The 15,335-nt window shown below is 62.0% G+C and carries 14 protein-coding genes; 10 read left to right on the top strand and 4 right to left on the bottom strand.

All coding sequences use genetic code 11. The features are described from left to right. Nucleotides 1–3 precede the first annotated feature (3 nt). Complete coding sequence (urtE, locus tag C9990_RS19185; protein WP_046383753.1) at nt 4–693, top strand: urea ABC transporter ATP-binding subunit UrtE; 690 nt, start codon at nt 4–6, stop codon at nt 691–693. A gap of 341 nt (nt 694–1,034) precedes the next feature. Continuing rightward, entirely contained in the window at nt 1,035–2,117 is a 1,083-nt protein-coding gene (locus C9990_RS19180; RefSeq protein WP_157955088.1) for a hypothetical protein, read from the top strand. 62 nt (nt 2,118–2,179) lie between these two features. Here C9990_RS19180 and C9990_RS19175 read toward each other — a convergent pair whose 3' ends face one another. The 3 genes from C9990_RS19175 to C9990_RS19165 all read right to left on the bottom strand — a co-directional run bounded on the left by C9990_RS19175 (nt 2,180) and on the right by C9990_RS19165 (nt 6,329). After that, the gene (locus tag C9990_RS19175; protein ID WP_065906051.1) at nt 2,180–3,571 is read right to left on the bottom strand and encodes a lyase family protein; all 1,392 of its coding nucleotides are present in this window, start codon (nt 3,569–3,571) and stop codon (nt 2,180–2,182) included. Nucleotides 3,572–3,583: 12 nt separating this feature from the next. Continuing rightward, on the bottom strand, nt 3,584–4,888 hold the full coding sequence (locus tag C9990_RS19170) for a cation:dicarboxylate symporter family transporter (RefSeq protein ID WP_065906053.1): 1,305 nt from the start codon (nt 4,886–4,888) through the stop codon (nt 3,584–3,586). Between the two features lie 85 nt (nt 4,889–4,973). Continuing rightward, nucleotides 4,974–6,329, bottom strand: a complete 1,356-nt coding sequence (locus tag C9990_RS19165) for an adenylosuccinate lyase family protein (RefSeq protein ID WP_065906055.1) — start codon at nt 6,327–6,329, stop codon at nt 4,974–4,976. A gap of 113 nt (nt 6,330–6,442) precedes the next feature. Here C9990_RS19165 and C9990_RS19160 point away from each other — a divergent pair, with 113 nt between their 5' ends. From C9990_RS19160 to C9990_RS19135, 6 genes are all read left to right on the top strand, one after another. Next, nucleotides 6,443–7,174 (top strand): GntR family transcriptional regulator, encoded by a 732-nt coding sequence (locus C9990_RS19160; RefSeq protein WP_177410340.1) that lies wholly within the window; start codon nt 6,443–6,445, stop codon nt 7,172–7,174. Nucleotides 7,175–7,261: 87 nt separating this feature from the next. After that, nucleotides 7,262–8,491: a formamidase gene (gene fmdA, locus C9990_RS19155; RefSeq protein ID WP_106804309.1), complete on the top strand. Its 1,230-nt coding sequence runs from the start codon at nt 7,262–7,264 to the stop codon at nt 8,489–8,491. Nucleotides 8,492–8,493: 2 nt separating this feature from the next. After that, on the top strand, nt 8,494–8,841 hold the full coding sequence (locus C9990_RS19150) for a zinc ribbon domain-containing protein (protein ID WP_065906060.1): 348 nt from the start codon (nt 8,494–8,496) through the stop codon (nt 8,839–8,841). A 10-nt stretch (nt 8,842–8,851) separates the two neighbouring features. After that, nucleotides 8,852–9,895 carry an aliphatic amidase gene (locus C9990_RS19145; protein WP_106804308.1) on the top strand — a complete coding sequence of 348 codons (1,044 nt, stop codon included), beginning with the start codon at nt 8,852–8,854 and terminating at the stop codon, nt 9,893–9,895. Between the two features lie 3 nt (nt 9,896–9,898). After that, the gene (locus C9990_RS19140) at nt 9,899–10,858 is read left to right on the top strand and encodes an AAA family ATPase (RefSeq protein ID WP_106804307.1); all 960 of its coding nucleotides are present in this window, start codon (nt 9,899–9,901) and stop codon (nt 10,856–10,858) included. Between the two features lie 70 nt (nt 10,859–10,928). After that, the gene (locus tag C9990_RS19135) at nt 10,929–12,284 is read left to right on the top strand and encodes an MATE family efflux transporter (protein ID WP_106804306.1); all 1,356 of its coding nucleotides are present in this window, start codon (nt 10,929–10,931) and stop codon (nt 12,282–12,284) included. A 6-nt stretch (nt 12,285–12,290) separates the two neighbouring features. Here C9990_RS19135 and C9990_RS19130 read toward each other — a convergent pair whose 3' ends face one another. Further along, entirely contained in the window at nt 12,291–12,866 is a 576-nt protein-coding gene (locus C9990_RS19130; RefSeq protein WP_106804305.1) for a TetR/AcrR family transcriptional regulator, read from the bottom strand. A gap of 142 nt (nt 12,867–13,008) precedes the next feature. On the opposite strand from C9990_RS19130, the gene C9990_RS19125 reads away from it, so the two are divergent. Then, nucleotides 13,009–14,196 carry an MFS transporter gene (locus C9990_RS19125; RefSeq protein ID WP_106804304.1) on the top strand — a complete coding sequence of 396 codons (1,188 nt, stop codon included), beginning with the start codon at nt 13,009–13,011 and terminating at the stop codon, nt 14,194–14,196. Between the two features lie 141 nt (nt 14,197–14,337). Then, nucleotides 14,338–15,321 (top strand): polyprenyl synthetase family protein, encoded by a 984-nt coding sequence (locus C9990_RS19120; protein ID WP_106804303.1) that lies wholly within the window; start codon nt 14,338–14,340, stop codon nt 15,319–15,321. Nucleotides 15,322–15,335 lie beyond the last annotated feature (14 nt).

Genomic DNA, 15,335 nt, shown 5'->3' with positions numbered 1-15,335 from the left:
GGCATGTTCAAGATCGACCAGTTGTCCTGCGGCTACGGGCAGAGCCAGATCCTCCACGACCTGGACCTGAACGTGGCCAAGCGTGAGATCGTCGCGGTGATGGGCCGCAACGGCATGGGCAAGACCACCTTGTTCAAGAGCCTGATGGGCATCCTGCCGCAGTGGAAAGGCCAGGTCAGCGTGGACGGGCACGATGTGTCGGCGCTGGAAACCCATGAGCGGGTGGAGCGCGGCATCGCTTATGTGCCGCAGGGGCGCATGATTTTCCCGAGCATGACGGTGCTGGAGAACATCCAGACCGGCCTGCCGGCGTCGGCACGCGGCAAGGTGCCGGAGGATCTGTATGCGCTGTTCCCGGTGCTCTACGACATGCAGTCGCGCAAGGGTGGCAACCTGTCCGGTGGCCAGCAACAGCAGCTGGCGATTGCCCGCGCGCTGGCGACCAATCCCAAGGTGCTGCTGCTGGATGAACCGACCGAGGGCATCCAGCCGTCGATCATCAAGGACATCGCGCGCACGCTGAAGGAGATTCGCAACCTGCGCGACCTGACCATAGTGGTGTCGGAGCAAGTGCTGTCGTTTACCCTGGAGATCGCCGACCGTTTCCTGGTGATCGAGAAGGGCCGGTTTGTGATTGAGGAGACGCGGGATAGGGTGGATGAGGCGACCATCAGCCGGTATTTGTCGGTGTGAACTGCGGCTGCAAAAGTGATCGTTGGGTTGCGAGGAAGCGTGTTTGTTCCAGGCGTTTTCCTACAGCCATGCCAGGTTTTATCGGCGTGCTGCTCGGGCCGTATGCTGAGCCTGTCCAAGTCCTTTTCCGGTGCTGAGTTGTCTGTTTGCCTCGGGTCTTTGGAACTGGCGTGTTGTCAGTGGCCACAGAGTGGAACGTTAATCCGTCGAGCAGCTTTATTGGATTGGCATCTATCGACTCCATGACCTGAGGTGTAACTATGGACCTGTGTTATCCCCAACAACCCCACTGTCGGGCGGTTTCCGGCATGGGCTTAATGTCAGTCCCCCCTGATGTTGGAATGAGGGGTTCTTATAACCCTTATGCGAATGCTCCGTGGTCCGGTATCGCGCAGAAATTTTCAGATAATTTTAATTATTTCACCGCAGGTAGATCGGGTTTTGTCACGATAGATTCACTCAGTGAAAAGGCCAATCGTGCCCCGATGAGAAATCCTTGGGACAATGATATGACCCAGTTGGCTAAAGTGATTCTCGGCATTCCGGAAATAGGACAGTTGTTCGATTCAGTTAATAACGGCGGCCAGGAAGATGGGTATATCAGTCACGGCGACGTATCTGCTGCTATTGATGTTCTTGAGGCGCAGGAGGCACTGTCCATGCCGCCGGTGCGCGGGGGCCAATATAACGGCGCCATGCAACAACACAGGGTCAACCAGCAATTTCCCTCGCAATATTCCGGACCCGCGCCGCGTTATGAAGATCCAGGCTTCTCGTCGCAGCGGCCTAGCTACCAGCGCGCGCCGGGTTACGGGATGCCGGATGATAAAAGCAACTCGTATAGCGACCTTAATAAGGAAGACTTCAGCAACCGAGTACTCACCCGCTTCAGTTCCCTGGAAGACCCGGGCAAACCGGGCTATATCACCGACAGGTCGCTGAATGCAGTGGCTGCAGGTCACCGCCTGGACGGTACCCCGGCGACTGAGGATGAGATGAATATTGCAAAGGCATTGCTGGATAATGGCAGTTGGTTTAGAGAATATGATGAAGGTAAAACCGGCGAACTGGATGGCAGTTTTACTCGGCAGGACCTGGCAAATGCCTCCAATCGATTCGAAAACATGAGTAACTCAGAGCTGCTTGAAACGATTAAAAAGCACTTTGTCGAGTACGGTGATGGTGATAACTATGTCAACTTCAAGGAACTGAAACAAGCCGCTGGGTTAGTGCCTTCGAATAAAACCTACACCCCAGCAGCGCGCCAGGCAGCGACTGAGTTTCTGCAGCGCAAAGAGCTTCTGGAAGACACCGATATCGGCGTGGATGACAAAGGTAATCCTGGGTACAAGGACCAGCGATTCGATTTGGACAACCTGAAGCACATGATCAAGAAAGAGCGGGACGACGAGCGCCCCCGTTGACCTGCGCAGGGTGCCGCCGATCACGTCGGTGGCACCTCGCGTCCTTCAGGCGTCGCCGCCCGCTAAGGTGTCGGGCGGATCATGGCCTCCGGCCGTACGTGCTGGGCGTATGCCTCGGCACTGATCAACCCCAACCGGACCGCCGCTTCCTTCGGTGTCAGCCCCTCGTCCGCAGCCTTGCGGGTGATCTGCGCCACACGGTCATAGCCCAGCACCGGGTTGAGTGCCGTGGCCAACAACAGCGAATGCTCGACGTTGTGCGCGAGTTGCGCGCGATTGACCTCCAGGCCACTGAGCAACCTGTGGCTGAACAGGCTGACGGCGTCCGTCAGCACCTCGATCGATTGCAGCAGATTGTGGATCAGCACCGGCTTGGCCACATTCAACTCGAACGTGCTCGACGCGCCCGCCAGGGTGATGGTGGTGTGATTGCCCATGACCTGCATGGCCGCCTGCACCAGCACTTCAGCAATGGTCGGGTTGCGTTTGCCGGGCATGATCGAGGAGGTCAGGCCATCGTCCGGCACGATCAATTCCCCCAGGCCGCAACGCGGACCCGAGCCGAGCAGGCGAATATCGTTGGCGATCTTGGTCAGTGACACGGCCAGCACGTTCAGCGCGCCGGAGGCTTCCACCAACGCATCGTGAGTGCCCATGCCTTCGAATTTGCACGGGTTGGTTGCAAAGGCGACGCCGGTGAGCTGACTGATTTCTTCGCAGAACGCCACATCGAATCCCACTGGCGTATTCAAGCCGGTGCCCACCGCCGTGCCGCCCTGGGGCAACAGGCACAGGCGCGGCATGCAACCTTCGAGGCGTGCAATGCCGTGCTGGATCTGCTGGGCAAACGCCCCAAATGCCTGGCCTTGGCTCATCGGCACGGCATCCATGAGGTGCGTGCGGCCAATTTTCAGCACGTCCTGCCAGGCGTCGGCCTTGGCTTTCAGTTCGTTGTGCAGCTGGCCCAGCGCGGGCAGCAGGCGCCCGCGCAGTTCCAGCACGGTGGTCAGGTGCATCACCGTCGGAAAGCTGTCGTTGGACGACTGCGAGCGGTTCACGTGGTCGTTGGGGTGCACCGGTGACTTGCTGCCCAGTTCACCTCCCAGCATCAGGTTGGCGCGGTTGGCGATCACCTCGTTGGCGTTCATGTTGGTCTGGGTGCCGGAGCCGGTCTGCCAGATCGACAGCGGGAAGTGCTGGTCGAAAGCGCCGTCGGCCAAGGCCTCGGCCGCCTGTTCGATGGCGTCCGCCAGGGCCGGGGCCAGTGTGCCGAGCCGCGCATTGGCGCGGGCACAGGCGCGCTTTTGCTGGCCGAAGGCGCGGATCAGGCTGGCGGGAAACGGCTGCTTGCTGCCGAAGACCTGCAGGGCCCGCTGGGTTTGTGCGCCCCACAGGCGGTCGGCCGGGATTTCGACGGGGCCGAACGCATCGTGTTCGATTCGTGTACTGGACATCCCTTTGCTCCGTTAAAGCGCCGCGCCGGCGGGGCGGCCGAGGACGCGTTGATATTCATCCTGGGCGGTCTGTTGGGAAAACTCGCCGGACCATTTCGACACCACCACCGTGGCCACGCTGTTGCCGATGGTGTTGCAGGTGGCGATGGCCATGGACATGAAGCGGTACACCCCGAACAACAGCGCCAGGCCTTCGGCCGGCAGCACGCCGATGGCCGTGACGGTGGCGGCGAACACCACGAAGCTGCCACCCGACACTGCCGCCGCGCCCTTGGAGGTCACCAGCATGATCGCGATGATGCCCAGCTGTTGTTCCCAGCTCAGCGGCACGCCGTAGGCGTTGGCGATAAACAGCACGCACAGCGACATGTAGATCGAGGTGCCGTCGAGGTTGAACGCATAGCCGGTGGGCAGCACCAGGCCGACGCTCTGTTTGGAGCAGCCAAACTTCTCGAGCTTCTGCAGCAGGCGCGGCAGCGCGCTTTCCGACGACGCGGTACCGAGCACGATGAAGATTTCATCCTTGATATACGTGAGGAAGCGCCACAGGCTGAAGCCGCTCAGGCGGCATACCGCGCCGAGTACCACAAAGATGAAGAACGCGATGCCGACGTAGAACATCAACACCAGGTTGGCCAGGGACATCAGCACCGCCGTGCCGTTGCTGCCGACCGCATAGGCCACCGAGCCGAAGGCGCCGAGCGGCGCGAACTTCATGATCAGGTTGATGAACTCGAAGAAGCACTCCGAGATACGGTTCAGGCCATCTTCGATGACTTCGCGGCGCTCGGGCTTGAGGGCCAGCAGGGCGAAGCCGAACAACACCGAGATCACCAGCACCTGCAACAGCTGGCCGCCGGCGAAGGCGCCGACGAAATTGTCGGGGAAAATGCCGTAGATAAAGTCCATGGTCGAGGCCGGTGCGTGCCCCTTGGCCACCGCGGCGGTGGTGGCGGCAGCGGCAGCGGCGCTCGGGTGGGCGTCATGCATGCCGGAGCCGATCTGCAGCAGGTTGCCCCACAACAGGCCGATGGCCAGGGCGATGGTCGACACCACTTCGAAGTAGATCAATGCACGCAGGCCTACTTTGCCGACGCGCTTGATATCGCCGGCCGAGGCAATGCCGTGGACCACGGTGAAAAACACCAGCGGCGCGACGGCGGTCTTGATCAGCTTGAGGAAGATATCGCCAAGGATCTTGAAACTGGCGGCCAGTTCCGGGGCGAGAAAGCCGAAGGCGATCCCCAGGAACATCGCGGCGACGACCTGGAAGGTCAGGTCCTTGTAGAGCGGTTTTTTTGCGGGGGTGGATGACATGTCTGTGATCTCATTGTTGTTATGGTTCGGCGACGTAAAGCGCAGGCAACCCCCTGCGGGAGCCGGCAAGCCGGCCCCTGCAAGGTCAGCGTTTTACCGCACCCTGGCGCGCGAGCGCGATATCGACCATCTGCGGCGCCAGCCCCAGGTAATTGGCCGGGTCGGTCAGGCGTTGCAGTTCGGCGAGGTCCAGTTGCGCGGTGGCTTCACCCTGGGCGAGCAGGGCGTCGAGCAGGCTGGTGCCCTGGTCGTTGGCCATGCGGCAGGCGGCGTACACCACGTCGTGGGCCACCTGGCGGCCGAGCGCCGGGGCGAGTCCCATCATCACGGCTTCGGCGACGATCAGGCCCTGGGTCATGTCGAGGTTCTTGCGCATGCGCTCGGGGCGCACTTCCAGGCCGGCGAGCATGAAGGTTGCCTGCCCCAGGGACGCGGCGCTGAGGGCAAAGGCTTCGGGAATAGCGATCCATTCGGCCTGCCACGGGCCGGTGGAGCGTTCGAAATCCTGGATCATCGCATCGAGCATCAGCCCGGCGTGTTGGCGCACACCCTTGGCGGCGGCGTACATCAGTTCGCAGGAAATCGGGTTGCGCTTCTGCGGCATGGTGCTGCTGGCGCCACGGCCTTTGACGAAGGGCTCGTACACTTCGCCCAGTTCGCTGGTCATCATCATCATGATGTCGAGGGCGATCTTGCCCAGGGAGCCGGTGACCAGGCCAAGGAAGTTCAGGGTTTCTGCCAGCCCATCGCGGGCCACGTGCCAGGTGGCTTGCGGCACGCCCAGGCCGAGTTCGGCCATCAGCGCTGCTTGCACATCCAGGCCTTTGTCGCCGAGAGAGGCGAGGGTGCCGGCGGCCCCGGCGAACTGGCCGATTTCGACGCGTGGGCGCAGTTCCACCAGGCGCTCGGCGTGGCGGTCGAACATGCTCAGCCAGACCGCGCATTTGTAGCCGAAGGTGATCGGCAGCGCGTGCTGCAAGTGGGTACGGCCGGCCATCGGCGTGTCGCGGTAGCGCTGCGCGAGGCCGGCGAGCAGGCCGCGTACCGCCTGGATGTCACGCTCGACGATGGCCAGCGCAGCGCGCACCTGCAGGACCACGGCGGTGTCCATGATGTCCTGGGTGGTGGCGCCCCAATGCACATAGCGGCCGGCTTCGCCGCAAATCTTCGAGAGTTGCTCCACCAGCGGCAGGATCGGGTACCCGACGATCTCGGTCTCGTGCTGCATCAGCGCCAGGTCCAGCGCCTGGTACTGCGACAGCGCAGCGATCTGCTCGGCCGCCTCGGCAGGGATCACCCCGCAACGCGCCTCGGCGCGGGCCAGGGCCACTTCCACTTCGATGTAACGCTCGATCAGCGCTTTATCGGAAAACACACCGCGCATTTCGGCGGTGCCGAACATGTCACGGAACAGGGCGGAATCAAAAACGGTACTCGACATGGTAAAACCCTATTTGTTATTTTTAAACCATACATATTTAATATGTCCGTACATTATGATTGCGCCTGGACTGATACACTGTCAACTCGACAGCGAGGGTAAGAATGGAAAGCGTGAGCCAGAGGCGTTATGCGGCAGTTGCCAAGGACTTGATCGAGCAGATCGGCAGCGGCCATTACCCGGTAGGGTCGTTGTTGCCGACTGAATTCGAGCTGTGCTCGCTGTACGCGGTCAGCCGCCACACGGTGCGCGCGGCCATCGACCAGTTGCAGGGGCAGGGCATGGTCTCGCGCCGCAAGCGTGTGGGCACGCGGGTCGAAGCCGCCTCGCCGCAGGGCGGCTATTCCCAGGCAATGGCCTCGGTGGCCGACCTGGTGCAGGTGGCCGAGACGCATATCCGCGATATCCAGGACGTGCGGGAGTTTGTCGCCGACATCGCCCTGGCCCGACGCCTGGGGCTGGAGCCGGGCGGGCATTACTTCTGCGTGTCGAGCATCAAGGTCGATGCCAGCGCCGGCAATGCGCCGTTGTGCTGGACCGATGTGTACGCCGAACAGGCGTTTGCCGAGGTGATCCCCGACGCGCGCAAGCACCCCGACGAACTCATTGCCGCGCTGATCGGCAAGGCCTTCTCGCGGCCTATCGAGGTGGTTGACCAACAGGTGCGCCCGGTGCAGTTGCCCGCCGAGCTGGCTGCCAGTCTCAAGGCGCAGGGCGGCGCGCTGGGGTTGAACATCATCCGCCAATACCGCGATGAAGCCGGGGCGCTGATTGCGGTGTCGGAAACGGTCTATCCCGCCGACCGTTTCACCCTGACCATGCAGATGAAACGCGACAAGCTCTGAGCCCATACGTCATCCAACGTATTTCCCGATTGGGCTGGCCCGATGAGACTGGATTGAACGCAATGTCATCCGTCCAGGAGCCAGCCCATGACCGAAACGCTGATCAAAGTCGACCTCAACCAACCCGTCACCGAGAACGAGCAGATCCACAACCGCTGGCACCCGGATATCCCGATGGCGTGCTGGGTGAAGCCGGGCGACGACTTCATCCTGGAAACCTACGACTGGACCGCCGGCGCCATCAAGAACAACGACGATGCCAGCGACGTGCGCGACGTCGACCTGTCCACCGTGCATTACCTCTCCGGCCCGGTGGGCGTGCACGGTGCCGAGCCGGGTGACCTGCTGGTGGTGGACCTGCTCGATATCGGCGCCAAGGCCGATTCCCAGTGGGGCTTCAACGGCTTTTTCTCGCGCCAGAACGGCGGCGGTTTCCTCACCGATCACTTCCCCAGCGCACAAAAAGCTATCTGGGATTTCAAGGGCATGTTCACCAGCTCGCGGCACATTCCGGGGGTGAATTTCGCCGGCCTGATCCACCCCGGCCTGATCGGCTGCCTGCCTGACCCGGTGATGCTCGCCGACTGGAACCGCCGCGAGCAGGAACTGATCGACACCAACCCGACGCGCGTGCCACCGCTGGCCAACGCACCGCTGGCCGCCACCGCCCATATGGGCAAGCTCAAGGGCCAGGCCCGTGACGATGCCGCCGCCACCGGTGCTCGCACGGTGCCGCCGCGCGAGCATGGCGGTAACTGCGATATCAAGGATCTGTCACGCGGCTCGAAGATCTTCTTCCCGGTCTACGTCAACGGCGCCGGGCTGTCGGTGGGGGACTTGCACTTCAGCCAGGGCGACGGCGAAATCACCTTTTGCGGGGCCATCGAAATGGCCGGCTGGGTGCACATGAAAGTCGAGCTGATCAAGGGCGGCATGGCCAAGTACGGCATCAAGAACCCGGTCTTCAAACCGAGCCCGATCACGCCGAACTACAAGAACTACCTGATCTTCGAAGGCATCTCGGTCGACGAGCAGGGCCAGCAGCACTATCTGGACGTCAACGTCGCCTACCGCCAGGCGTGCCTGAATGCGATCAACTACCTGACCAAGTTCGGCTACTCGCCGGCCCAGGGCTATGCGCTGCTCGGTTCGGCGCCGGTGCAGGGACACATCAGCGGCGTGGTCGACATTCCGAATGCCTGCGCGACCTTGTGGTTGCCCACGGAGATCTTCGAGTTCGATATCAACCCCAACGCCAACGGCCCGACCCGCTTCCTCGACGGCAGCATCGACCTGCCCATCGCCCCGGACCTGTAGCCATGCCGACCTACGAATACGCCTGCGACACCTGCGGCACCTTCACCCAGCTGCGGCCGATTGCCCAGCGCCACGCGCCCAGCCAGTGCCCGTACTGTGCCGGGCCCGGCGGGCAGTTGTTGGTGTCGGCGCCGGCCCTGCAAACGCTGTCGGCCAACCAACGCAAGGCCATCGCCGGCAACGAACGCAGCGCCCACGCGCCGCAGACTGTCGGCGAATACCAGGAAAGTCGCCGGCACCCGGCGGGTTGCAGTTGCTGCGGCACCAGTAAGGCGGTGCTGCCGAGCAAGGCCAACCCGCTGGGCCTCAAGACCAAGACCGGCCCCCGGCCGTGGATGATCAGTCACTAGGAGAGTTGCAATGCGCCATGGCGACATTTCCAGCAGCCCGGACACCGTCGGTGTAGCGGTGGTGAACTACAAGATGCCGCGCCTGCACAGCAAGGCCGACGTCATCGACAACGCCAGGAAGATCGCCGACATCATTATCGGCATGAAACAGGGCCTCCCAGGCATGGACCTGGTGGTGTTCCCGGAATACAGCACCATGGGCATCATGTACGACCACGACGAGATGATGGCCACCGCCGCAAGCATCCCCGGTGAGGAGACTGCGATTTTCTCGGCGGCGTGCCGCCAGGCCAACACCTGGGGCGTGTTCTCCCTGACCGGCGAGCGCCACGAGGAGCATCCGCACAAGGCGCCCTACAACAGCCTGGTGCTGATCAATAATCTCGGCGAGATCGTGCAGCGCTATCGCAAGTGCATTCCCTGGTGCCCCATCGAGGGCTGGTATCCGGGCGATCGCACTTATGTGTGCGAAGGCCCCAAGGGCATGAAGATCAGCCTGATCATCTGCGACGACGGCAACTACCCGGAGATCTGGCGCGATTGTGCAATGAAGGGCGCGGAGTTGATCGTGCGTTGCCAGGGCTATATGTACCCGGCCAAGGAGCAACAGGTACAGATGTCCAAGAGCATGGCCTGGGCCAACAACTGCTATGTGGCGGTAGCGAATGCGGCAGGGTTCGACGGGGTGTATTCGTACTTCGGCCACTCGGCGATCATCGGTTTCGACGGGCGCACCCTGGGCGAGTGCGGCGAGGAGGAGATGGGCATCCAGTACGCCCAACTGTCGGTTTCGCAGATCCGCGATGCGCGGGCCAATGACCAGTCGCAGAACCACCTGTTCAAGCTGTTGCACCGTGGCTACACCGGCATGCACGCCTCGGGCGATGGCGACAAGGGCGTGGCCGACTGCCCGTTCGAGTTCTATCGCACCTGGGTGCTGGATGCGCAAAAGGCCCAGGAGAACGTAGAGAAAATCACCCGCAGCACGGTGGGCGTCGCCGAATGCCCGGTGGGGCAATTGCCCCATGGCGGTAAAGAACAGACGCAGGGGTAGGGCATGCGTTTTACCTTCGAACCGGCCCAGGTCATGACGTTGCTGCGCAGCCGGATCGTCGGCCAGCAGGCGGCGCTGGCCCAGGTGGAAAGCTTGCTCAAGGTGGTCAAGGCCGACATCGGCGAGCGTGACCGGCCGCTCAGCGTCAACCTGTTCATGGGGCCGACCGGTGTCGGCAAGACCGAAATCGTGCGCTTGCTGGCCCAGGCGCTGCACGGGCGCGCCGACGGTTTTTGCCGCATCGACATGCACACCCTGGCCCAGGAGCATTACGCCGCCGCACTGACTGGCGCACCGCCGGGCTATGTGGGCAGCAAGGAAGGCATCAGCCTGTTCAACAGTGAATTGATCCAGGGCACCTACAGTCGACCCGGCATCGTGCTGTTCGACGAATTGGAAAAAGCCAGCCAGGAAGTCGTGCGCAGCCTGCTCGGCATTCTCGAAAACGGCCAGCTGACCCTGGCCGGCGGCACGCGCACCCTGGACTTTCGCAACAGCCTGATCTTCATGACCAGCAACATCGGCGCGCAACAGGCGCGCCGGCATCGCCAGCGCTTTGCCCAGGGCTGGCGGCGGGTGCTGCGGGTGTTTGCGCGTGGTGAGGCGGCGGTGCTGGAAGAGGCACTGCACGGGCATTTCGAGCCGGAGTTTCTCAATCGCATCGACCGCATCCTGGTGTTCGAGCCCATCGACGCCCAGTGGTTGGAGGCTTTGCTGGACGTGGAGTTGAACAAACTCAATCAACGCCTCGCGGCGCAGCAGCGCTCATTGAGCGTGGATGCACAGGCGCGGGCGTGGTTGTGTCGCGAGCATGATGTGCGTTTTGGCGCGCGGGCATTGGCGCGCAGGCTGCGTGTCGAATTGGAGCCGGCGATTGCCGAGTGTGTATTGCGCGGCGAAGCCCGGCACCTGCATGCGACGCTTCACCAGGGTTGCCTGGTGGTTGCGTGCAGCGGCGGATAAACCACGGGAAGCTGGGATCCAATTACGGTATAACCCTCGGACGCTTTCGCTCTTCGAGGCCCCGTTTTTCATGCAAAGCCCCATGCAACGCCCGCTGTGGCAGGTCTACCTGATCTTTCTGGCACCGATGGTGCTGTCCAACTTCCTGCAGAGTTTTTCCGGCACGCTCAATGGTATCTATGTCGGGCAAATGCTCGGCACCCAGGCGCTGGCGGCGGTGTCGGGGATGTTCCCCATTGTGTTCTTCTTCATTGCCCTGGTGATTGGCCTGGGGGCGGGCGCCTCCGTATTGATCGGCCAGGCCTGGGGCGCCCAGGAAACCGGCATGGTCAAGGCGATCACCGGTGCCACCCTGACGCTGGGCGCGTTGGTGGGGCTGGTCGCGGCGGTGCTGGGCAGCCTGTTCGCCCGCCCGGCGCTGCAAGCCTTGGGCACCCCGGTGGATGTGCTCGACGACGCGGTGGGCTACGCCCAGATGATGATGTTGATCATGCCGCTGTTGCTGGTGTTCATCCTTTACACCCAGTTGTTGCGCGGGGTCAGCGACACGATCTCGCCGTTGTTGGCGCTGATGGTCTCGACCCTGGTCGGCCTGCTGCTGACCCCGGCGCTGATTCGCGGCTGGATCGGCCTGCCGCCCCTCGGCATCCAGAGTGCGGTGTACGCCGGCCTGGTGGGCAACGCCGCGGCGATGCTGTTCCTGATCCTGCGCCTGCGGCATAAAAACCACGTGATGGCGCCGGACCGTGAACTGCTGGCGGCCTTGCGCCTGGACCGCGCGATTTTGGCCAAGGTCCTGCGCATCGGCCTGCCTACCGGCCTGCAGATGGTGGTGTTATCGCTGTCGGAGTTGGTCATTCTTGCCTTGGTCAACAGCCATGGCTCGCAGGCCACGGCGGCCTATGGCGCGGTGACGCAAATCGTCAACTACGTGCAGTTCCCGGCGCTGTCGATTGCCATCACTGCCTCGATCCTCGGTGCCCAGGCGATTGGCGCCGGTCGCCTGGAGCGTATCGGGCCGATCTTGCGCACCGGGCTGCTGATCAACACCTGCCTCACCGGTGGCCTGATTGTGCTGGGGTATGTCCTGTCGCACTGGTTGCTCGGTTTGTTCATCACCGACGACGCGGCGCGGGCAAATGCCGAGCACCTGTTGCACATCATGTTGTGGAGCATCCTGGTATTCGGTTTCCAGGCGGTGATCGGCGGGATCATGCGCGCCAGCGGCGTGGTGCTGATGCCGGTGGTCATCTCGATTTTCTGCGTGCTGTGCGTCGAGTTGCCGATGGCCTACCTGCTCAACGCGCACTTCGGGCTGGAAGGCGTGTGGATGGCGTTTCCGGTGACCTACCTGGCGATGTTGGGCTTGCAGACCGCGTATTACCGGTTGGTGTGGCGGCACAAGCAGATCAAGCGGCTGGTCTAGCGCGGTTTATTGCTTCAAGCCGTGCAGCAGCAGTTCCAGGCTCTGCAGGCCTTCTTCAAGGCGTTCGCCCGGGTGCGCATCCCGGGCGATCCACAGCGCGGTGTTGACCAGGCTGCCATTGATCAACTGCGCCAGCGCGGCGCTCGGTGCCTGCGGGATCACACCGTTGTGCATCAAGGCATCGAGCCGTTGACGCAGGGATTCCACACAGTGCTGCTGGGAGCCGGTGTCACCCAATACGGCCGGCGCATCCTGCAGTACGATGCGCTGGATCTCCGCGTCCTGGGCCATGCGCAAATACGCGCGGCAACGTTCGCAAAAGCCCGACCAAGGGTCCGAAGCTTCGTCACTGAGGCGCTGCAAGTGGGCGTCCATCTCGCTGTCGAGCTGGGCAACGACCGCCGCCAACAGGCCTTTTTTATCGCCAAAGTGGTGATACAACGCCCCGCGCGTCAGGCCCGCGCGGGCGGTAAAGTCGTCCATCGAGGTATTCGCGTAGCCTTGGGTGGCGAAGGCCAGGCGCGCGCTGGCGATCAGCCGGGCGCGGGTGTCTTCGATTATTTCAGCACGGGCTCGGCTCATGGATAGGGCTCGCAATCGGCAAGTGAAGGATTGACATACGCTGCGTATGTTACGCATGCTTTGTCACATACGCACCGTATGTATTTTGCCTTGATCATTGCAGATAGCAAGTTGCAGGGCATTCAGGAAGAGGTAGAGCAGGATGGCAAACCCCTACGCCGAGTTGTTCCAGGTCCCCGGCGCCCGGGCTTTTGTACTCGCGGGCATGTTGGCGCGCATGCCGGTGTCAATGGCGGGCATCGGCCTGATCACCATGCTCTCGCAGGTGCACGGCGGCTACGGCCTGGCCGGTTCGGTGGCGGCGATATTTGCCCTGGCCACAGCGTTTTGCGCGCCGCAGGTGTCGCGCCTGGTCGACCGCTACAGCCAGGGTCGGGTGCTGCCGGTCGCCGCGTTGATCGGTGGCGGGGCATTGCTGCTGTTGTTGCTGTGCACCCGCTTGCAGGCGCCGAACTGGACGCTGTTCGTGTTCGCGGCCCTGGCCGGCTCCATGCCGAATATGTCGGCGATGGTCCGGGCACGCTGGACCGAGTTGTACCGCGGCCAGCCCCAGTTGCAAACCGCGTTTGCCCTGGAGTCGGTGCTTGACGAGGTGTGCTTTATCATCGGCCCGCCGATTTCGGTGGGCCTCAGTGTGGTGCTGTTCCCGGAAGCCGGGCCGCTGGTCGCGGCGCTCTTGCTGGCCGTAGGCGTCACCACATTCGTGCTGCAGCGCGAGACCGAACCGCCGGTACACGAACACCACGATCATCACGGCCGCTGGCTGATCGCGTCGCCTTCGGTATTGATCCTGATGATCCTGCTGCTGGCCATGGGCGTGATTGTCGGCGTGGTCGATGTGGTCAGCGTGGCCTTCGCCCAACAGCAGGGCCAGCCGGCGGCGGCGAGTATCGTGCTGTCGGTGTATGCCATCGGCTCATGCCTGGCCGGGCTGGCGTTCGGTACCCTCAAGCTCAAGGCGCCGTTGCCCCGCCAGTTCCTGTACTGCGGCGTAGCCACGGCGCTGACCACCTTGCCGTTGCTGCTGGTGACCAACATCCCCGGCCTTGCCGTGGCAATCTTCATCTCCGGTCTGTTCTTCGCCCCGACGCTGATTGTGTCCATGGCGTTGGTAGAACAAATCGTCCCCCCCAGCCGCCTCACCGAAGGCATGACCTGGCTGATCACCGGCCTGAGCATCGGCGTGGCCATCGGCGCCGCCAGCTCCGGCTGGATGATCGACCACTCCGGCGCGGCCAGTGGGTTCTGGGTGGCACTGGCGGCGGGGGCGGTGGTGCTGGGCTCAGCGGTGTTGGGGTTTCGGCGGCTAGACGTTCACGCAATTCGATAAGACGTGGATAACGGCCCGCATCAATCAATAAAACGGTGAGTGCTCAACGTTACCCATCCATTGTTTGTCGACTATTCTCAGTGGATAGGAAGTAGTAACCGACAGGAAGCGCGGTTAAACGTTTTTAAGTGAGGATGAGTGATGAAACAGCTTCCTGAGAGTACTGAGTCTTTCGCGAGTCAACTTTATTCCGAAACCCGAACGGCGTGGAAACGTCCCTTTGATTACCAGGAAAACCAGCCGGGCAAGAAAGTTCGCATTGAAATGACCGAGGCATTGGCAGAGTTATATGGGGTCAGTGGCGATATTGTCGCTATCGTATGGACGGTGGCGGAAAACTTTAATGACTCCTGCCTGATGCATGACGATATTATCGATGAGGATGAGGTCAGAAGAGGGGCTCCTGCGGCGTGGGTAAAGTATGGCATCCCGGTTGCGCTGATCTCGGGCATGTACGGATACCTGGCAGGCCTGCAGGCTTTGGCGGGAACCCGTAATGTCGATCTGGTCCGCGTTGGCCTTGAAAGTCTGGAACGGATGCATATCGGCCAATGCCTGGACGTGAAAATCAATTCAGGCAAACGCTTGCCGACGCGGGAGGAATACCGGCTTATTTCCGAAGCCAATACCGGCTGTTTGTTTTTATTGATCCTGGATGCATTCCAGGTTCTGCAGCCCTTGCCGATGGCCGTGTATCAGCCACTGCGTTCGCTGTTGTTGACGCTGTCGCTGTATTACCGATTCCAAAACGACTACTGCGACATGAACCATATACCCTGGTTCGAGAAAAAAGGCTTTGCGCCGGATCTCGACAGCGGCCCCAAATCCTATCTGATGCTGCTGGCGGGCAAGACCCTGGCCAAACGCATTCGTTCTGACGAAGAAAAGCGCGAAATCATCCGTGCCTATGGTCAGCAGGGGGTATTTGACCAGGCGTTGCAGGAGATGGACGACACGTTCCAGAAAATGCTGAGCGATATGGACGAGGTGGACAATCAAATCGCGCGTTATCAAGCCGCGCAGGGCGAAACCTTGGGGCAGGCCCGCCGGTTCAAGGCATTGTTGCAGCGCCTTGAATTCAAGCAAGACCTCAAGGACAACTATTATCTGACCCTGGTTGCGTAGGGCGATGGCCATCG

The organism is Pseudomonas sp. S5D5, from assembly GCF_003013355.1.
GTDB classification, from domain to species: Bacteria; Pseudomonadota; Gammaproteobacteria; order Pseudomonadales; family Pseudomonadaceae; genus Aquipseudomonas; species Aquipseudomonas aylmerensis.
Note: the sequence above shows the minus strand (reverse complement) of the source record. Positions and strands in the feature narration are given on the sequence as shown.

Bases quoted from the DNA above. Each gene is read 5' to 3' on its own strand.
- C9990_RS19180 (WP_157955088.1), top strand. From the start codon at position 1,035: ATGAGGGGTTCTTATAACCCTTATGCGAATGCTCCGTGGTCCGGTATC.
- C9990_RS19170 (WP_065906053.1), bottom strand. From the start codon at position 4,888: ATGTCATCCACCCCCGCAAAAAAACCGCTCTACAAGGACCTGACCTTC.
- urtE (WP_046383753.1), top strand. From the start codon at position 4: ATGTTCAAGATCGACCAGTTGTCCTGCGGCTACGGGCAGAGCCAGATC.
- fmdA (WP_106804309.1), top strand. From the start codon at position 7,262: ATGACCGAAACGCTGATCAAAGTCGACCTCAACCAACCCGTCACCGAG.
- C9990_RS19125 (WP_106804304.1), top strand. From the start codon at position 13,009: ATGGCAAACCCCTACGCCGAGTTGTTCCAGGTCCCCGGCGCCCGGGCT.
- C9990_RS19120 (WP_106804303.1), top strand. From the start codon at position 14,338: ATGAAACAGCTTCCTGAGAGTACTGAGTCTTTCGCGAGTCAACTTTAT.
- C9990_RS19130 (WP_106804305.1), bottom strand. From the start codon at position 12,866: ATGAGCCGAGCCCGTGCTGAAATAATCGAAGACACCCGCGCCCGGCTG.
- C9990_RS19175 (WP_065906051.1), bottom strand. From the start codon at position 3,571: ATGTCCAGTACACGAATCGAACACGATGCGTTCGGCCCCGTCGAAATC.
- C9990_RS19145 (WP_106804308.1), top strand. From the start codon at position 8,852: ATGCGCCATGGCGACATTTCCAGCAGCCCGGACACCGTCGGTGTAGCG.
- C9990_RS19150 (WP_065906060.1), top strand. From the start codon at position 8,494: ATGCCGACCTACGAATACGCCTGCGACACCTGCGGCACCTTCACCCAG.
- C9990_RS19165 (WP_065906055.1), bottom strand. From the start codon at position 6,329: ATGTCGAGTACCGTTTTTGATTCCGCCCTGTTCCGTGACATGTTCGGC.
- C9990_RS19140 (WP_106804307.1), top strand. From the start codon at position 9,899: ATGCGTTTTACCTTCGAACCGGCCCAGGTCATGACGTTGCTGCGCAGC.
- C9990_RS19135 (WP_106804306.1), top strand. From the start codon at position 10,929: ATGCAAAGCCCCATGCAACGCCCGCTGTGGCAGGTCTACCTGATCTTT.